The sequence below is a fragment of the Rugosimonospora africana genome (genome assembly GCF_016862975.1).
GTDB classification, from domain to species: Bacteria; Actinomycetota; Actinomycetes; order Mycobacteriales; family Micromonosporaceae; genus Rugosimonospora; species Rugosimonospora africana.
The window spans coordinates 23937-40880 of sequence record NZ_BONZ01000062.1 but is presented as its reverse complement, the minus strand read 5'-3'; the positions used below and the strand labels follow the sequence as shown (position 1 = coordinate 40880).

The window sequence follows — 16944 nt, the reverse complement described above, 5'->3', positions numbered from 1 at the left end:
CCGCCGGGCGGCCGGCACCTGCCGACCGCCCGGCGCGGGCCCGAGGGCTCTCGACAAGACCCATCGACACCGTGCGCGCCATCGTCGTGTGCGGTGCCTCATCGTGTCCGTAGACGGTGAATCCGTTGGCGTTGTTAAGGGTGAGGACATCCGCACATGTGCGACGCATCGACAATCACGGTTTCGTGTCGGGTCTTGACCGCATCCAACACCGTCCCTATGGTTACGTCATTGTTAACGCTCACACTGTCTGGTCCAGGTCGGATGGGAGTGGTCGCGTGGAATCCCGTCAGCCCGCGCAGGGCGAGCATCGTCAGCCCTCTAGTGCCGAACCGGCGACGTCCGCCCGCGCCCACCGCCCGTCGATGATGGATGTCGCACGGCTCGCCGGCGTGTCCCACCAGACCGTGTCGCGCGTGCTCAACGACCACCCCAACGTCCGGCAGAGCACCCGCTCGCGGGTGCTGTGGTCCATGCGGGAACTCGGCTACCGCCCGAACAGCGCGGCTCGCACGCTGGTGACCGGCCACTCGCGCACGATCGGCGTCATCGGCCTGGACAGCACGCTCTACGGCCCGGCCGCCACGATGCACGGCGTCGACGACGCCGCGCGCCGGGCCGACTACCGGGTCAACACCGTCGGCCTCGCCTCCATCGACCGCATCTCGGTGCTCGAAGCGGTCGAGCGCCTGGCCACGGCCGGCGTGGAGGGGGTGGTGGTCATCGCGCCGCTCTCCTCGGCGAGCGAGGCGCTGGCCGACCTCCCGACCGACATCCCGACCGTGGTGGTCAACGCGCACCCCGAGTCCGACATCGCGTCGGTCACGGTCGACCAGGCGCACGGCGCGCAGCGGGCGACGGAGCACCTGCTGTCCGCGGGGCGCAGCACGGTGTGGCACGTCGCCGGCCCGGCCAACTGGTCCGAGTCCCGGGGCCGCATCGAGGGCTGGACGCGGGCGCTGGACGCGGCCCGGGTCGACGTACCGCCGCCGCTGACCGGCGACTGGAGCGCCCGCTCCGGGTACGAGGCGGGGCGGGTGCTCGCCCGCCTGCCGGAGGTCACCGCCGTGTTCGCGGGCAACGACCACATGGCTCTCGGCCTGCTGCGCGCGCTGCACGAGTTCGGCCGCGCGGTGCCGGACGAGGTGGCCGTCGTCGGCTTCGACGACATCCCGGAGGCCGCGTACTTCACCCCGCCGCTGTCCACCGTGCGGCAGGACTTCAGCGAGGTGGGCAGGCGCTGTGTGCGGCTGCTCATCGGACAGATCGAAACACCGGGCGAGGCCGCCGAGTGCAGCGTCGTCACGCCGGAGCTGGTCGTGCGCCGGAGCAGTACCCCCAGCAAGGTCCCCCAGGTCGGTCGAGGTTCGGGACGCGAGTAACCCAATGATTGTTAACGAGCACATCCATCATCATGGATCTATTAGCCGGGGAGGTGTGGGCGGTGCGGACGGACTCGACGGATGACACAGCCGAGCCGGCTGGCTCGGGACTGCGCTACGACGCGGTGGACATCTCCAAGCGGTTCTCCGGTGTCGAGGTACTCAAGGCGGTGAGCGTCACGTTCCGCCCCGGCGAGATACACACGCTCGTCGGGGAAAACGGCGCCGGAAAGTCCACGCTGCTGAAGGTGATGGCCGGGGTCTACACACCGGACGGCGGGAGCCTGTCCCTCGGCGGGGTACCGCAGCACGGCCTCACGCCCCGGGAGGCGCAGTCGCGCGGCGTCTACTTGGTACCGCAGGAGCCACGGCTGATGCCCGACCTGTCGGTGGCGGAGAACCTGTACGTCGGGACGCTGCCGAAGGGGCGGCTGCGCGTCAACGTCGACTGGCGCGCCGTGTACGCCCGCGCGGACGCCGTGTTCGCCAAGGTCGGGCTGAGAGTGAATCCGCGCCTGGCGGCGGGGCGGCTGTCGATCGCGCAACAGCAGCTCGTCGAGTGCGCCCGCGCGCTGGCCCACGACTGCCGGGTCATCTTCTTCGACGAGCCCACCTCGCCGCTCACCGCTCACGATTCGCAGCGCCTCTTCGAGCTGATGAACGACCTGCGCGGGCACGATCTGGCGCTCGGCTTCATCAGCCACCGGCTCGACGAGGTCGAGGAGGTCAGCGACGCCATCACCGTGTTGCGCGACGGGCGCGTGGTGGCCGAGGCGAGGCGCGGTGAGCTGACCCGCCAGGAACTGGTCGGCGCGATGGTCGGCCGGTCGCTCGCGGTCACCCAGCGGGCGGCACACACCACCACGCCGGGAGACGTCGCGCTGGACGTCCAGGCGCTGTCCTGCCCACCCGAAGTCAACGGGGTCTCGTTGCGGGTACGGGCCGGCGAGATCGTGGGCCTGGCCGGGCTCGTCGGCAGCGGCCGTACCGAGTTCGCCGAGACGGTGTTCGGCCTGCGCGGCCCGAGCGCGGGCCGGGTGCTGCTCGGCTCCCGCGACATCACCGCCAGGTCGCCGCGTACCTGCATCGACGCCGGGTTGGTGTATCTCGCCGAGGACCGTGGCCGCAACGGGGTCTTCGCCGAGGTGGACCTGTCCCGGAACGTGACCGCGGCGACGATCGGACGGCTGCCCAGATGGCTGTCGACGTTCCTGCGGCCAAGACAGGAGCAGGTCGCGGCGCAGCGGGCCGCCGAACGGATGGACGTGCGGGCCGCGTCGATGGAGCTGGCCATCAAGGCGCTCTCCGGCGGGAACCAGCAGCGGGCACTGCTCGCGCGCTGGGTCGCCGCGGCCCCGAAGGTCGCCATCTTCGACGAACCCACCCGGGGCGTCGACGTGGGTGCCAAGGAGGGCATCTACGAAATCATCGAGTCCCTGACCCGCAACGGCCTGGCCACCCTCGTCATCTCCTCGGAGTTGGAGGAGTTGGTGCGGCTCTGCGATCGGGTGTACGCGGTGTACGAGGGTCGGGTGGTCGGCGAAGTGGCGGGCGACGACATCACCCTGGAAACACTGGGCCAGCTGGCGGTGGGGGCATCATGACCACGCAGACCAACGCCGAAACAGTCCGGCCGGCGACCGAAGCCACGACGTACCGGCGCTCGTGGTCGGCCGCGATCCTGCGCCGCGAGCTGCTGCTGCTCATCGTCATGGTGGCGATCGTGCTGGCCAGCATCGCCCACCATCCGTACTTCTGGTCCTCGCGGAACATCGCGTTCATCCTGGCCGACTCGATGGTCATCACGTTCCTCGCACTCGGCGAGACCTTCGTGCTGCTCAGCCGAGGCGTGGACCTGTCCATCGCGCCCATCATGGGGTTGTCCGCCTGCATCGTCGGCTTCCGTGCCCAGGACCACGGGATGACCCTGCTGCCGGCGGTGTTCCTCGGCGCCCTGGTGGGCCTGGCGCTCGGGCTGGGCAACGCGCTACTGGTCGCGGTGCTGCGGTTGCCACCCATCATCGCCACGCTCGGCACCCTGTCCGTGTACGGCGGCCTGCAGTTCGTGGTGACCGGCGGGCGTCAGGTCGACCACGTGCCCACGCAGTACACCGACCTGGGCAGCGAGACGCTCGCCTGGGGCATCCCGACGATCCTGCTGATCGGGTGCGCGGCCGTCCTGGTGACCGCCGTGCTGCTGCGGCACACGACATTCGGCCGCTCGGTGTACGCCACCGGCAACGACCTGGAGGCCGCGTACCGGGCCGGTATCCGCACCCAGCGGGTCATCTTCGTCTGCTACCTCATCTGCGGGCTGTTCGCCGGGCTGGCCGGCGTCATCTACCTGATGCGCACCGGGTCGGCGGTCGCCACCACGGGTACCGACACCGACGCCAACCTCAACGCCATCGCCGCCGCGCTCATCGGCGGCACCGCTCTCACCGGCGGCCGGGGCGGCGCCTTCGGCGCCATCGCGGGCAGCGTGTTCCTGTCCCTCACGCTGACCGCCATGGTGTTCGCGGGCATCCCCGCGATCTGGCAACCGGCCGGTGTCGGCGCGGCGATCCTCATCGCCGTCCTCGCCGACGGCAAGGCCCGGCGGCGCAACAACACATTCCGGTTGGGACGGGTACGGCTGCGGAGGTCGTCATGACGAACATCGCGCTGCCCCGGCGGTACACGCTGCCGGCCTGGGGGCTGACCCTGATCGTGGCGCTGGTCGCCGAGCTGGTGTATTTCAGCCTGACCACCCGGCAGTTCGCCGGCCACGGTACCGGCATGCTGGTGCTCACCGAGCAGTTCGTACCGATCGGGATCCTGGCCCTGGGCGCCGGCATGGTGATCCTCACCGGAAACATCGACCTGTCGGCCGGTGCCACCGCGAGCCTGTCCGCGATCGTCGTGGGTACCGAGCTGCGCCACGGTGTGGGCATGTGGGGCGCGATCGGGATCGCGGTCGCGGCCGGTGTCGGGTTCGGCCTGTTCAACGGGCTCGTGGTCGCCCTGCTGGGCATCGACTCGCTGCTGGTGACCCTGGCCACGCAGTTCATCGCGACGAGCCTGGCCACGTCGATCGGGGGCGAGTCGCCGCCGTACGGGTTCAGCGACATGTTCCAGCGCATCGGCACCGGACTGGTCGGGCCGATCCCCTCCGCCCTGCTGCTGTTCCTGGTGCTTGCCGCGATCACGGTCATCCTGGTCAGCCGTACCGGTTTCGGCCGGGCGCTGACGCTGATCGGGTACAGCCGGTCGGCTGCCGACTACTCCGGCATCCGTACCCGTCGCACGCTCGTCATCGCGTTCACGCTCAGCGGGCTGTTCTCCGGCATCGCCGGTCTGGTACTGGCGGCGTACTACAACTCGGCGCGGGATGACATCGGGACCACGTTGCTCCTCCCCGCGATCACCTGTGTCGTGCTCGGCGGTGTCGACATCTTCGGCGGCAAGGGACGGATCGCCGAAGTCGTCGTCGCCGTGTTCTTCCTGGGATTCCTGTCCCAGGGCCTGCTGATGTCGGGCCGCAGTTCGCTGACGGTCACGATGATCACCGGAATCCTGCTCATCGTCGCGCTCGTCGTGAAGCTCTCGCTGGAGCGTCAGTCGGGCGAGTCGCTGGGTGGCGCACTACGACGGCTCCTCTCCCAACGCGGGTTCCGGAGGCCGGCGCGACAGCGTTAGTCCGCCGGCGAATCGCCGGAATCCTCACCACACACGCGCGACGGTCTTTCTGAGACCGCCGCGGGGTACCCCCTATCGGTCATCATGGTTGTCCCAAAGGAGAGTGGACAATGTCCATGCGACAGGCAAGCGGCTTCACCACCCGCGCACGGTTCGGCGCGGCGGTTCTCGCGGCGGCGGCGGTCGTCAGCGTCAGCGCGTGCTCCAGCGGCTCGAACGCGGGCGGCACGTCCGGCGGCAGCGTCGCGAAGGTCAAGTCCGGCGACCCGATCACCGTCGCGATCGTCCCCAAGCTGCTCGGGTTGTCGGTGTTCGAGGCGAACGTCAAGGGCGCCAAGCAGGTCGCGCCCTCGCTGAAGGTCACCGTCAACTACACCGCCTCGGTGCAGGCCAGCGGCCCGGACCAGGCGAACATCATCAACGGCCTGGTGAAGAGCAACAATCCGCCGAACGTCATCGCGTACTCGGCGAACGACCCCACCTCCGAGGTGCCGGCCCTGATGGCGGCGAAGGCCGCGGGCATCAAGGTGATCGGGTTCGACTCGGACGTGACGGCGACGGCACGTGACTACTTCATCCAGGACACCGGATACCCCGAGATGGGCAAGGCGCTCATCGACGCGGTCGTGCAGAAGTTCGGGGACTCGGGCACCATCGGCATCCTCTCGTCCACAAAGGACGCGACGATCCAGAACGCCTGGATCGACGCGATGCAGAGCTACATCAAGTCCAGCTACCCGAAGCTCAAGGTGGGGCCGATCGGGTACGGGCAGTCCAACCAGGCGACCTCGCAGACGCAGGCCACCAACCTCATCAACTCCAACCCCGACCTCAAGGCCCTGATCCCGATCGACGGCGCGGCGGTGCCGGGCGCGCTCGCCGCGGTGAAGGCGATCGGCAAGGCCGGGAAGATCGGCGTGTTCGGCATCGGCGACCCGAACCCGAACAAGCAGTACTTCGAGGACGGCTCGCTGACCGGCCTGTTCCTCTGGGACGAGGTCAAGCAGGGCCAGCTGATCGCGTACGTGGCGCGGAAGGTTGCCGATGGCACGATGCCGGCGGCCGGCGGCACGTTCACCGCTGGTGACCTGGGCTCGTTCACGGTCAGTGACGACCCGGCTCCGGGCACCATCATCTTCTCGAAGCCGCTCGAGTTCACCAAGGACAACTACAAGCAGTACGACTTCTGATCCCGCTCCCCCCTCCGCGGGCGGTGCGATCCGGTGGATCGCACCGCCCGCGCCGTTTCCGGGTCAGGTTCCGTGGGCCGCGTCGTTTCCGGGTCAGCTTCCGTCCGGCCGTGCCGCTTCCGGGTCAGCTTCCGTCCGGCCGCACCTGTTCAAAGCGGAACTCGCGGATGAAGCAGTCCCGCGGCTGGCCGACCGCGAACAACACACAGTCGACGACCGACGCGGCGGTGAGGTCGGCGTCCGACTCGCGCGGCCCGTCCTGGACGAAGTCGGGCGGGAACAGGGAGAGGACCCGGATGCCCTCGGTACGCAGCCGGTAGGACAGGATCTCGGCGAAGCCGGCCTGGGCGTGCTTGGCGGCGTAGAACGCCGGGTGTGCGCCGGAGCGGCGGTGGCCGACCTCGCCACAGGCCGACACCAGGTTCACGATGTCCGGCCGTGCCGAGGAGCGCAGCAGCGGCAGCAGGTGCTTGGTGAGCAGTACCGTGCCGGTCGCCGCGCCGGCGATCGTCGCGACGATGTCGGCGTCGTCGGCGTCCGGCAACCCCTCACCGGTGAGGTACCCGGCGCCGTTGTTCACCAGGACGTCGAGGTGCCCGGTCCGCTCGGCCAGGGCCGCCGCGAACCCGCGTACCGAGTCCGGGTCGGCCAGGTCGCACCCGAACGCCTCGGCCATCCCCCGCCCGCGTTGCCGGATCAGCTCGGCGGTGCCGGCGGCGGCACCGGCGTCGCGAGCCGTGACGAACACGCGCGCGCCGCGTTCGGCGAAAGCCAGCGCCAGTAACCGCCCGGTGTCGCGCCCCGCGCCGGTGACGGCGATCCGCAGTCCGTGAAAGTCCATGCCGGATTCGAACAGCTGAAGCCGGCTTGAAGTCAAGCACTGCCGGCCGCCGGGGACCCGACCGCCAAGGACAGCCGACCGCCGAAGTCCCGACCGCCAAGGACGGCGCCGGGGCCATCCGGCGCCGGTGTGCGGCGCGGGATGGCCCCGGATCGTGCCGTTTGGCCCGCGGTCAGCTCGCCAGGGTGATGGCGATGCTGGTCGCGCCGGAGTTCGCGGTCACCGTGTGCGTCGACGCGTTGTAGCTGCCGCCGCTGACCGAGTTGACGCCGACCGACAGGAAGATCGGCAACTGGATGGAGATGGCTCCGCCCGGCAGGCTGCCGGACAGGTTCACCGTGACGACCCGCGTGCTTGGCTTGGTCACCGAGATGGACACCCCGTACGTGGACCGGGAGCCGCTGCTGACCGAGTACGACGTGGTCAGGTTCGACACGGCGATGGTCTGCCCGGAGGCGATCCAGGTGTTCGGGATGCCCCGGCCGATGTAGAGCGGCCGGGTGTAGGTGTACGGGCCGCTGCCGGTCGACGACAGGCCCTCGGCGACGATCGACTGGAGCAGCCCTTCCTGCTGCGCCGAGATCGGCCAGGCGTACGGGATGGCACCGAACTGCGGTCCGGCGTGGTTGCCGATCCACGGGTTCGAGGTGCTCGGTCCCGAGCCGTTGGCCTCCCACCACGCGTTCGGGCCACCGGTCGTGGTCGCGATCTGCCAGGCGTAGCTGGTGATCGGCAGGTCGCGGTAGTTGCTGCCGAACAGCCCGTTGGACGCGTACGCGGTGTTGTACGCCGTCGAGTACCCGTTGAACGCGCCGAACGTCGGGTACGGCAGGCCGTGCGAGGCCAGCCGCGCGAAGCCCATGGCGTACATCGCGTCGCTCTGCGCCGGGTCGCCGATGACCCCGTTGAGCGTCCCGCCCATCAGCATCGTCGACCACTGGTTCTGGCCCACCCAGACCGGGGAGGCCCAGTTGGCGTCGTTGTAGGTGTTGCACCGGTTGGACGTGTTCGCCTGGTCCACCACACACGGCAGGTAGTTGAAGCCGTGCGCCGACTCGTTGTTGGCGACCAGGGTGTTGGTGTGGCTGAGCAGGTTGGTGTAGGCGGTGTCCGCGTACTGCGCCTCGGTGGTGTTGCCGATCCGGGTGGCGATGTACTTGTAGGCGGCCAGCGCCTGCAGCGCCGAGTAGTCGTCGAACAGCCAGCGGCCGGACGAGTCGTTGTCGAAGCTGGCCTTCAGCGCGCCGTCCGAGGACAGCTGCCCGGAGTAGATGCTGTGCATGATGGTGTAGAGGCTCGGGCCCCACTGGCTCGAACCGCTGGCGTCGTCGTGGAAGTACTGGCTGACGAACCCGGTGTCGCTCGTCTTGGCCAGGTAGTACGCCCAGGTGGCCGGCGTCTTCCAGTCTCCGTCGTAGTACCAGTTGGCACCGTGCTCGTTGAAGTTGGTCGCCTGCGAGATTCGCGCCGTGAGCAAGAGGTTCTGCGCGTCGTGGAAGTCGCCGGTCTCCAGGCGGGCGTTCAGCTCACCCGGCACGTCGTGGTTGAGCAGCCAGAAGTAGTTGTTCGCGCCGGAGAACTGCGCCTGGCCGATCTGCATCATCAGGCCGTACACGGTGCCCGCCTTGTACGCGTTGACCAGCGCGGTACCGGGGTTGGCCAGGTTGCCGGTGTTGGGCAGGGTCAGGTTGGGCAGGGTGAAGCCGGCCGTCTCGCCGATGCGCCCGTTCCAGTACGCGGCCATCTGGCTGTCCGCCGTGTCGAAGCTCGGTGCGCCGCTGGACAGCGTGGTACCGGTGGGCAGAGCGGCCCCGTTGCCGAAGTTGTCGATGGCGACCACGTAGTCATGGTTGCTGGTCGCGTGAGCCGCCACGGTGTTGAGCGAGGTACTGGTCAACCGGAGCAGGTTCGGTCCGCTGCCGCCCGGGTCGATGGTGACCGCGGCCGACCCGTTGTTGGTCACCGAGACCCGCGCGTAGACCAGGTCGAAGGCGCGCCCGCCGATGGTCACCTTGTCGGCGAACTCCTTGATGGACACCGCGACCGACCCCGAGGTGAATGAGGTGGTCATCGCCGGCAGGTACCCGGCCTCCTGCGTCCACTGCACCGACTGGGCGGCCCGGTTGCCGTTGTAGTGGTAGATGCTGAACGAGTACATCGCGCCGCAGATGTTGGTGCCGTTGTAGTTGTACGTCATCGGTACGCCGCGCGCGAAGAACGACCCGGACAGGTACTGGTACACCGGCCAGTAGTTGCCGTCCCAGCCCAGCGCCGTCTGGTTCGAGAAGCCCTGTCCCAGTGGGTCGCCCGGCGCCGGGAAGTTGGTCCCGTACGCGTTGGCAAGGCTGGAGTTGTTGCAGGCGTTGGGCGCCACGGCTGGGATGCCGAGGTAGGTCGTGCCGCCCGAGGACGAGGTGACCGTCCAGCTGAACGACGTCGAGCCGGAGGCGCCGGTCGTGTCGGTCGCGGTGACCACCACGGTCGACGTGCCGGAGGTGGTCGGGGTGCCGCTGATCAGGCCGCCGGTGCTGATGGACAGCCCGGAAGGCAGACCCGTGGCGGTGAACCGCAGCGTCTGGCCCGACGCGGAGTCGGACGCGCTGATCTGCAACGACACGCCGGTACCGGCGACCGTCGAGCGCGATCCGGGGTTGATGACGGTGACCGTGTTTCCGCTGCCGCTGCCCGCGGAGTAGGCCGGCAGGCGCCAGACCCGGGTGGTCGCAGTGCTGCACGGCAACTGCACCAGAACGGTGTTGCTCGCCGTCGTGTCACCCGTCGGCACGATGCACTTGCCGGAATTCGCCAGTACCAGATTGAAGGTGTTCGTCGCGCCCGACACCGTCACCGGCTGGAGGGTAACCTGCTGGTTCGTCGCACCGCTGCAGGTCAGCTGCTGCACCGCCGCGTTGTCGGCGGTGGACGATCCGGCGACACCGACACACAGCCCGGCGAACGAGGTCACGGTGTAACTCGCCGACGTGCCCGACACCGGCGTGAACGTCCAGTTCTGGTTCGACCCGCTGTTGCACGAGTACTGGATCAGCTGGGTACCCGACGACGTCGACGAATACGGATCGTCCAGGCAGTTGCCACTGGCCTGGTTGACCGCCGTCGTGGTGAACGTCACCGCCGCCAGTGCGGGATGCGCCGAGACCACTGTGGACAGTCCCGCCGCGGCGAGAATCATCGCGGCACCGGCGGCTACCCGGGACCACGGTCTTGCTTTGAGCCTTCGGATCACGTGCTCCTCCTGCTGGGGTGTGGGGCGACGGCCGGCCGGAGCACCGACCGGACAGGCGCCGGCGAACCGTGCACAAACACACGGCGTCGGCGCCGCGCCGCCGCGGGTGTAGAGCTGTGGATCAGTTCGATATATCGAACTACATTCAGAACTTTGGCAAACCGTAGAACCCGAGACATCGACTGTCAACGAAATGATGTCGAGCCGGATCGGGCACATTCCAGGGATCTGCCACCGTACGACCGCTTCGGTCACGGCTGTGGCGCTCGACGGGGCGCCACCCGAGGCTCCGGGCGTTTCGGCGATTATTCGGTATCTCGAACATGCGCGTCGGCGTGCGGGAGGCCGGACGGCATGTGAGCGCTCACAAACAAGCCCTGGAAGACGGAACGGAACAAGCAATACGGGACACCGGACCGGTGCGGTGAGACACCCGGCCGGATGCGGAAGGCACCCCGGCCGGTGCGGCGCAAGAGGCACCCGAACCGGTGCGGCGCGAGGCCCCGCGGACTACGCGATGACCGCCTGGCGGCGCGCCCGCGCCCGCAGCCGGTGCAGAACGTCGTTGCCGCCCCTGCCGAAGTAGTCGTGCAGCCGGCGGTACTCGGCGTAGAGCGTGTCGTACCCGTCCGCACGGGTCGCGTCCGGATGGTAGATGGCCGCCCGCTGCGCACCCATGGCTTCCGAGGCCCGGTAGATGTCCGGGTGGGCGCCCGCCGCAACCGCCGCGTGGATCGCCGCCCCCAGAGCCGGCCCCTGCTCCGACGCCGTGGTGGCGACCGGCCGCCGGGTCGCGTCCGCGTACAGCTGCATCAGGTACGGGTTGCGGATCAGGCCGCCCGCGGCGACCAGCTCGGTCACCGGGAGCCCGGCCGACTCGAACGCCTCGATGATGGTGCGGGTGCCGAGCGCAGTCGCCTCCATCAGCACCCAGTAGCCGTCTTCCGGCCGGGTGGCCAGGCTCTGCCCGACGATGACGCCGGTCAGGTCGTGGTCGGCGAGCACCGAACGGTTTCCGCTGTGCCAGTCCAGCGCGACCATCCCGTGCGCTCCGACCGGTGGGGCCGAACCGAGCGCGGACAGCAGGGTGTGCAGGTCGACGCCCTCGCGCTCGGCCCGCGCGTGGTATGCCGGCGGTACGCAGTTGTCGACGTACCAGGCGAAGATGTCGCCCACCCCGCTCTGCCCCGCCTCGTATCCCCACAGCCCCGGCGAGATCCCGCCGCTCACCACGCCGCACATGCCGGGTACCTCGGCGAGCCGTTCGCCGTTGATGACGTGGCAGATCGAGGTGCCCATGACCGCGAGCATCTGGCCGGGATGCACCGCCTTGACCGCCGGAGCGGTCACGTGCGCGTCGACGTTGCCGACCGCGACCGCGATGCCCTCGGGCAGCCCGGTCCACGCGGCGGCCTGCGCGGTCAACCCACCAGCCCGGGTGCCCAGCGCCGAGAGCGGATGGGCGAGCTTGTCGGTGACGAAGCCGGCGAAGTCGGGGTCCAGCGCGGACAGGAACGTCGGCGACGGGTACCGGCCGTCCTGGTAGATGCCCTTGTAGCCGGCGGTGCACACGTTGCGCGTCTCGACCCCGCACAGCTGCCAGGTGATCCAGTCGGCCGCTTCGATCCACCGGTCGGCACGCGCGTAGATCTCCGGATCCTCGGCGAGCAGTTGCAGCGCCTTGGCGAACTGCCACTCCGCCGAGATGCGCCCGCCGTACCGGCCGAGCCAGCTCTCCTTCCGCCGCTCGGCCAGCTCGTTGATCTGGTCGGCGTACGGCTGTGCCGCGTGGTGCTTCCACAGCTTCACGTACGCGTGCGGCCGATCCCGGAACTCGGGCAGCTCCGCGAGCGGGGTGCCGTCGCGCAGTACGGGCAGCGCCGTGCACGCGGTGAAGTCGATGCCGATGCCGATGACATCACTGGGCGCGATGCCGGCCGCGCGCACGGCCTCGGGTACCGCGACACGCAACACGTCGCGGTAGTCCTCGGGATCCTGGAGCGCCCAGCCGGGCGGCAGCTCGACGCCGGCCAACTCGCGATCCAGTACGCCGTGCGGAAACGGGTGCACGGCACTGGCCAGTTCCAGCCCGTCTTCGACCCGCACCACGAGGGCCCTGCCGGACAGTGTGCCGAAGTCGATCCCGACGACGTAGCTGGCCATAAGAACTCCCGTAGGTCATCATGCCGACGCTGAGGTGACCCGTTCGGCCGCCACGTGTTCGACATGCCGGACACGTGCCCGACGTGGTGTGGATAGGCTGGCCCATCGACGGCCGGCTGTCAATGCCTGCCTGATCTTCGAGCCCCTTTGCCGGACAAGGGTTTTGGCTCCGAGGTACCGCACCGTCCGGGCCGCCGACCCGGTGGCCCCGACCCGGCCCGGGTACGGCGTACCGTCAGGATGCCGCCCCGGTGCCGGATGTTGTTCGGTATCTCGGATCAGCGGCGACGAAACAGCGGACAGCGCCGACACGGCGGCCGGCACCGGACTGAGCTTCCGTCCGGTGCCGGCCGTGTCCTCGTACCGGGGGAACTACGAGAACGAGAACAGAGCGCTGTGCGTGGTGCCGTCGCTCAACCTGAGGTCGAGCCGGCCGCAGGTGCCCTTCCAACTCTTGTCGGTCTGCCAGGTGTAGACGTACTGCTTGGTCGCCGGGTCATAGTGCAGGCCCGCCGAGCGCGACTCGGACACCGCCGGACCGCTGGGCGTATCCGTCCCGCAGTACAGCGGCTGCAGCTTCGGGTACCCGGCGGCCAGCACCGAGGTGCCGTGGTCGCCGCCGACGCTGAAGTTCAGCGGTACCGTCGATCCGGCCTTCGCCGAGTTCACCGCGGGCTCGTTGGCCACGCGGCCGCTGAAACCCTTCCAGTCGAGGATGTTCTGTACCTGGAACTCCTTGACCCCGACCGCGTAGCCCGTCGCCCGGGTCATCAGCACCCGTACCTGTTGCGCGGTGACCGGGGAGAAGTCCACCTCGTTGTAGTTGGCCGCGGGCGTACCGGGCGAGTGGACCTGGCCGGGTACGTCGACCCAGTCGGAACCGTTGTAGTACTGGACGGTGTAGGCGCTCGGCTCCCGGTAGGTGTTGCCACCCGAACCGAACTGCTTGTTGCTGTAGAAGTACAGCTTGACGTTGTCGAACTCGGTCGGCTTGCCGAGGTCGACCTGCAGCCAGTCCTGGGCGTTGGGTGAGCCCACGTCGCCCCAGATCGGGTTCGTGCCGACGTACTGGCCGGAGGTCACCGGCAGGCCGCTGATGGTGAACCCGTCCACCGCGTTGGCCGGGCTGGTCCGCTGCGAGGCCGGGCTGGTGGTGGTGAACGAGGCCGTGGCGGTCTTGCCCGCGGCCAGGTCGATCGCTCCGCCGGTGGTCGAGGAGATGTCCACGCCCGCCCTCTGGAAGCTGTCCACCATCCGCGCGTTGTCCGACAGGCCCACCTGGTCGGCCGCCTTCAGCGGTACCGCGGCGTGCGCGGCCACCTGGGTGGCGCTGTCGGCCACGGTGACCGCGCCGGTCGCCGAGTTCCAGGTCACGTGCGCCAGGTCGTTGACCGTGAACGCGCGCTTGCCGTCGATGTAGAGCGAGTACCCCATCGGAGCGTCCGGGTAGTAGACCGTGCCGCCCGGCTTCTGCCAGACGATGGTCAGGTTGCTGCCGTGGTAGTTGAGGTTGTTCGCGGTGAAGTGGTCGTACCCCATGTCGATCGGGTACAGCTCGACCTGGTTGTCCACCCGCGCCTGCAGGCCCGCGATGTCCTGGAAGAACATCCAGTTGAACGAGCCCAGCACGTCGTGGTGGATGCCGGAGCGACCCAGCGTCTGGGTGGTCGGGTCCCAGTTGAAGAAGTACTCGTTGTTGTCCGGGAACTGGTTGTTCCCGTTGATGTCCTCGTTCCAGGCCAGCCACTGGATCAGCTGCCGGTACATGTCCGGGGTGATGTACTGCGACGGGTAGTTGCGCAGCGCCGTCGAGTACAGCATCGCCTGCAGGGTCGCGTTGATGTTCGAGAAGTTGTTGGTGCCGTGCGAGCAGGCGTCACAGGCCACGTCGGCGGACTGGTCGGCCTGGTCCGCGGTGTAGACCGGGAAGATCGGGAAGTCCGACGAACTCGCGTAGTACCGCAGCGCCTGGGTGAACTCCGCCGTGTTCGGCGCCACCTTGTTGATGAACGGCGTGAAGTTCTGCTGGTCCTTCCAGCAGACCAGGTTGCCGGTGGTGAGGTCCTTCTGCAGGAACACGTTGCCCGGGCAGTTGAGCGTCGGCTTGGTGGGCGACACGATCGTCGCGTCCTTGCCGTTGCCCGACGAGTCGGTCGCCGTGGCGCCGCCGGTCTCGTCGAACTTGTACGACGCCACGTTGCCCGCACCGGCCTGCCCACCGGCCAGCGCCTGCACGTCGGCCGCGCTCAGCGCGTGATCGTAGATCTGGAAGTCGTCCAACCCCGCGTTGAGGTACGGGTCGCCGTAGATCGAGCGACCCATCCAGTTGTCGGTGGTGTTGCCCAGGTTCGACGGGTGCACCGTGATGTTGTTGTTGGTGGCCACCGGGTTGCCGTTGACGTACATGGTGCCGGTCGTGCCGGACACCGTCACGGTCACCAGGGACCAGGCGTTCCGCGGCAGCTGGGTGGTGCTGCTGATCTGCTGCTCGCCGCCGCCACCGGAGGTGGTGATGGCGAAGCGCGGCCCGGAGCCGGCGTTCACGGTCAGGAACATGTACGAGTTGGTGCTGGTACCGATGTCGAAGATGCGCGACCAGGTGGTCGTCGCGGCCGGGTTCACCCAGGTCGACACCGTCCAGTCGCCGGACAGCCCGCTCACGATGCCGTTGGGCATCCGCACGTACTCGCTGGCCCCGGACAGTTGCACGGCGTTCCCGAGCTTGCCGGTGATCCGGGGGCCGGTGGCGACGCCGCCGCCCGGGCTGCCGGTCGGGGTGTTGGTGACCGGGCCGCCGGCCCACAGCGTGTTCAGGATGGCGGACTTGATGCCGTCCGCGACCCCGCTCAGCTGCGCCGCCTTGGCGCTGTTGCCGACCAGCGCGTACTCCTGCGCCGCGGCCTGCGCGCCCGCGTACCAGTACGAGCTCTCGGTGCGGTCCTGCGGCCGGGTGCCGTAGTACTTGAAGGCCACCGAGTCGGCGTCGTTGCCCGGCAGCGTCCCGGACGAGTACTCGATGAGGTCGTTGTGGTTCGTGTCGATCTTGCCGAGCGTGCCTTCCAGGTCGCACTCGCTGTACTCGGCCAGGTTGTTCACGACGGACGTCGGCCCGCCGTGCAACTGGTAGCTCTGCCACGCCTGCGCGGAGGTCCACTGCTCATAGGTGTTGTTCCAGTTACCGGTGTTGCCCGGGTTGTCGTGGTACGCCTGGCAGCCGGACTCTTCGCCCTGAGAGAGCCAGGACCCGTACGAGTACTCGGGGTCGCGCCAGTACTCCAGGTCGTTCATCCGCATCGGAACGGTGAGCGAGATCTGGTTGTTGTAGCCGAGCGCACCCTCCAGGTCCACCGGGAACTGGTAGTCGTTGCCCGGGATGTTGCCGTCGAACGTGTTGTACCGGTTCTCCCAGGTGCGGTAATAGGAGATCTTCAGTACGTTCGGGTCGGGCAGGTCGACGTACGGCACGTTGGCCACCCAGAACTGGTTGTACTCCTTCAGCTGGGTCAGCCACGCGCTGTTCGGGTCGTAGCCGCGGTAGCGCTGGTAGTCGGTCGCCGACTGGGGAAGCTCGTTCGCGATCGCGCCGAGCTGCACCTTGAGGCTGATCGACGCGTTCGGCGCGAGAGTGACGGTACGCGACAGGGACGTGCCGTTGACCGTGAAGCCGTCCCCGCTCATCCGGGGGTAGATCGTGGTCAGCGCGTAGCGGATGGGCACCGTGCCGGTCAGCTCGGTGCCGTCCGCCGACGGCGTGGCCGCGATCGGCGAGGCGGCAGTCAGCGTCGTGGTGGTGCTGTCCGTGCCGGTGTTCGTCAGGGTCAGGTCGGTGACCGCGACGTCGTTGTCGGTGATGAACTTCTTCTCCTGGATGCTCAGCGCGCCGGCGTTGTAGACCCCGGAGAAGTAGCTCGGGTACTGCGTCTGCTTCGAGGTGTCCTCGGTGACCGTCGCGCCCGACACCGCGATGGTGTAGAGGTTCTGCGGCGAACTGGTGGTCGGCGGCTGCCGGTAGGCGTACCCGCCGCCACCGTTCGCGCCGGTACCGCCGGCCTGGAAGCCGAGCTGGCGCTCGGACGTGGTGTACATGTAGAGCGCCCGGCCCCGGGTCATCAGCGCGTCGGAGTCGTTGAGGTACGGCCGGGCCAGGATCCGGTCGAACCAGTACGAGGTGCCGCCGGCGGCCACGTCGGCGTCGAAGATGGTCTGCAGCTCACTCTTGCTCGGGTCGTACGTCCCCGGTGGCGCGGGTACCGGGTTGGCCGATCCGGTGAACGGCGGGACACCCGGGTCCATGCCGGGCGGCTCACCCGGCTGGTACGACGCCTGGGCCGTACCGACCGTGGCCACCATGCTGGCGACCAGCGCGAAGCAGGCGACGAGCGCCTTTACCGCGAGCCGCCGCCGGACAACCGGCGCTGATCTCAGTCGTGGTCGTAGCATGCGGAT

Annotated in this window: 9 protein-coding genes; 5 read left to right on the top strand and 4 right to left on the bottom strand. The window is 68.8% G+C overall.

Annotated features, from left to right (window positions below):
• Nucleotides 1-365: 365 nt before the first annotated feature.
• The 5 genes from Raf01_RS30795 to Raf01_RS30775 all read left to right on the top strand — a co-directional run bounded on the left by Raf01_RS30795 (nt 366) and on the right by Raf01_RS30775 (nt 6250).
• Nucleotides 366-1382 carry a LacI family DNA-binding transcriptional regulator gene (locus Raf01_RS30795; protein WP_203921569.1) on the top strand — a complete coding sequence of 339 codons (1017 nt, stop codon included), beginning with the start codon at nt 366-368 and terminating at the stop codon, nt 1380-1382.
• A gap of 32 nt (nt 1383-1414) precedes the next feature.
• Nucleotides 1415-2986 carry a sugar ABC transporter ATP-binding protein gene (locus Raf01_RS30790; RefSeq protein WP_203921568.1) on the top strand — a complete coding sequence of 524 codons (1572 nt, stop codon included), beginning with the start codon at nt 1415-1417 and terminating at the stop codon, nt 2984-2986.
• Complete coding sequence (locus Raf01_RS30785) at nt 2983-4035, top strand: ABC transporter permease (protein WP_203921567.1); 1053 nt, start codon at nt 2983-2985, stop codon at nt 4033-4035. The genes Raf01_RS30790 and Raf01_RS30785 overlap by 4 nt, the downstream gene beginning before the upstream one ends.
• A complete protein-coding gene (locus Raf01_RS30780) occupies nt 4032-5060 on the top strand; it encodes an ABC transporter permease (protein WP_203921566.1) in 1029 nt (342 codons plus the stop codon). Before Raf01_RS30785 ends, Raf01_RS30780 begins: the two co-directional genes overlap by 4 nt.
• Nucleotides 5061-5170: 110 nt before the next feature.
• A complete protein-coding gene (locus tag Raf01_RS30775) occupies nt 5171-6250 on the top strand; it encodes a substrate-binding domain-containing protein (protein ID WP_203921565.1) in 1080 nt (359 codons plus the stop codon).
• 124 nt (nt 6251-6374) lie between these two features.
• Here the strand turns inward: Raf01_RS30775 and Raf01_RS30770 are convergent, their stop codons facing one another.
• The 4 genes from Raf01_RS30770 to Raf01_RS30755 all read right to left on the bottom strand — a co-directional run bounded on the left by Raf01_RS30770 (nt 6375) and on the right by Raf01_RS30755 (nt 16938).
• Entirely contained in the window at nt 6375-7091 is a 717-nt protein-coding gene (locus Raf01_RS30770) for an SDR family NAD(P)-dependent oxidoreductase (RefSeq protein WP_203921564.1), read from the bottom strand.
• A gap of 172 nt (nt 7092-7263) precedes the next feature.
• Nucleotides 7264-10335: an RICIN domain-containing protein gene (locus tag Raf01_RS30765; RefSeq protein WP_203921563.1), complete on the bottom strand. Its 3072-nt coding sequence runs from the start codon at nt 10333-10335 to the stop codon at nt 7264-7266.
• 510 nt (nt 10336-10845) lie between these two features.
• Nucleotides 10846-12498: a ribulokinase gene (gene araB, locus Raf01_RS30760; RefSeq protein ID WP_203921562.1), complete on the bottom strand. Its 1653-nt coding sequence runs from the start codon at nt 12496-12498 to the stop codon at nt 10846-10848.
• A 372-nt stretch (nt 12499-12870) separates the two neighbouring features.
• Nucleotides 12871-16938: a PxKF domain-containing protein gene (locus Raf01_RS30755; RefSeq protein ID WP_203921561.1), complete on the bottom strand. Its 4068-nt coding sequence runs from the start codon at nt 16936-16938 to the stop codon at nt 12871-12873.
• Nucleotides 16939-16944 lie beyond the last annotated feature (6 nt).

What these genes read in the sequence shown, in the direction of transcription:
- Raf01_RS30795 (WP_203921569.1), top strand. Translation starts at nt 366, where the DNA reads ATGATGGATGTCGCACGGCTCGCCGGCGTGTCCCACCAGACCGTGTCG.
- Raf01_RS30790 (WP_203921568.1), top strand. Translation starts at nt 1,415, where the DNA reads ATGGATCTATTAGCCGGGGAGGTGTGGGCGGTGCGGACGGACTCGACG.
- Raf01_RS30785 (WP_203921567.1), top strand. Translation starts at nt 2,983, where the DNA reads ATGACCACGCAGACCAACGCCGAAACAGTCCGGCCGGCGACCGAAGCC.
- Raf01_RS30780 (WP_203921566.1), top strand. Translation starts at nt 4,032, where the DNA reads ATGACGAACATCGCGCTGCCCCGGCGGTACACGCTGCCGGCCTGGGGG.
- Raf01_RS30775 (WP_203921565.1), top strand. Translation starts at nt 5,171, where the DNA reads ATGTCCATGCGACAGGCAAGCGGCTTCACCACCCGCGCACGGTTCGGC.
- Raf01_RS30770 (WP_203921564.1), bottom strand. Translation starts at nt 7,091, where the DNA reads ATGGACTTTCACGGACTGCGGATCGCCGTCACCGGCGCGGGGCGCGAC.
- araB (WP_203921562.1), bottom strand. Translation starts at nt 12,498, where the DNA reads ATGGCCAGCTACGTCGTCGGGATCGACTTCGGCACACTGTCCGGCAGG.
- Raf01_RS30755 (WP_203921561.1), bottom strand. Translation starts at nt 16,938, where the DNA reads ATGCTACGACCACGACTGAGATCAGCGCCGGTTGTCCGGCGGCGGCTC.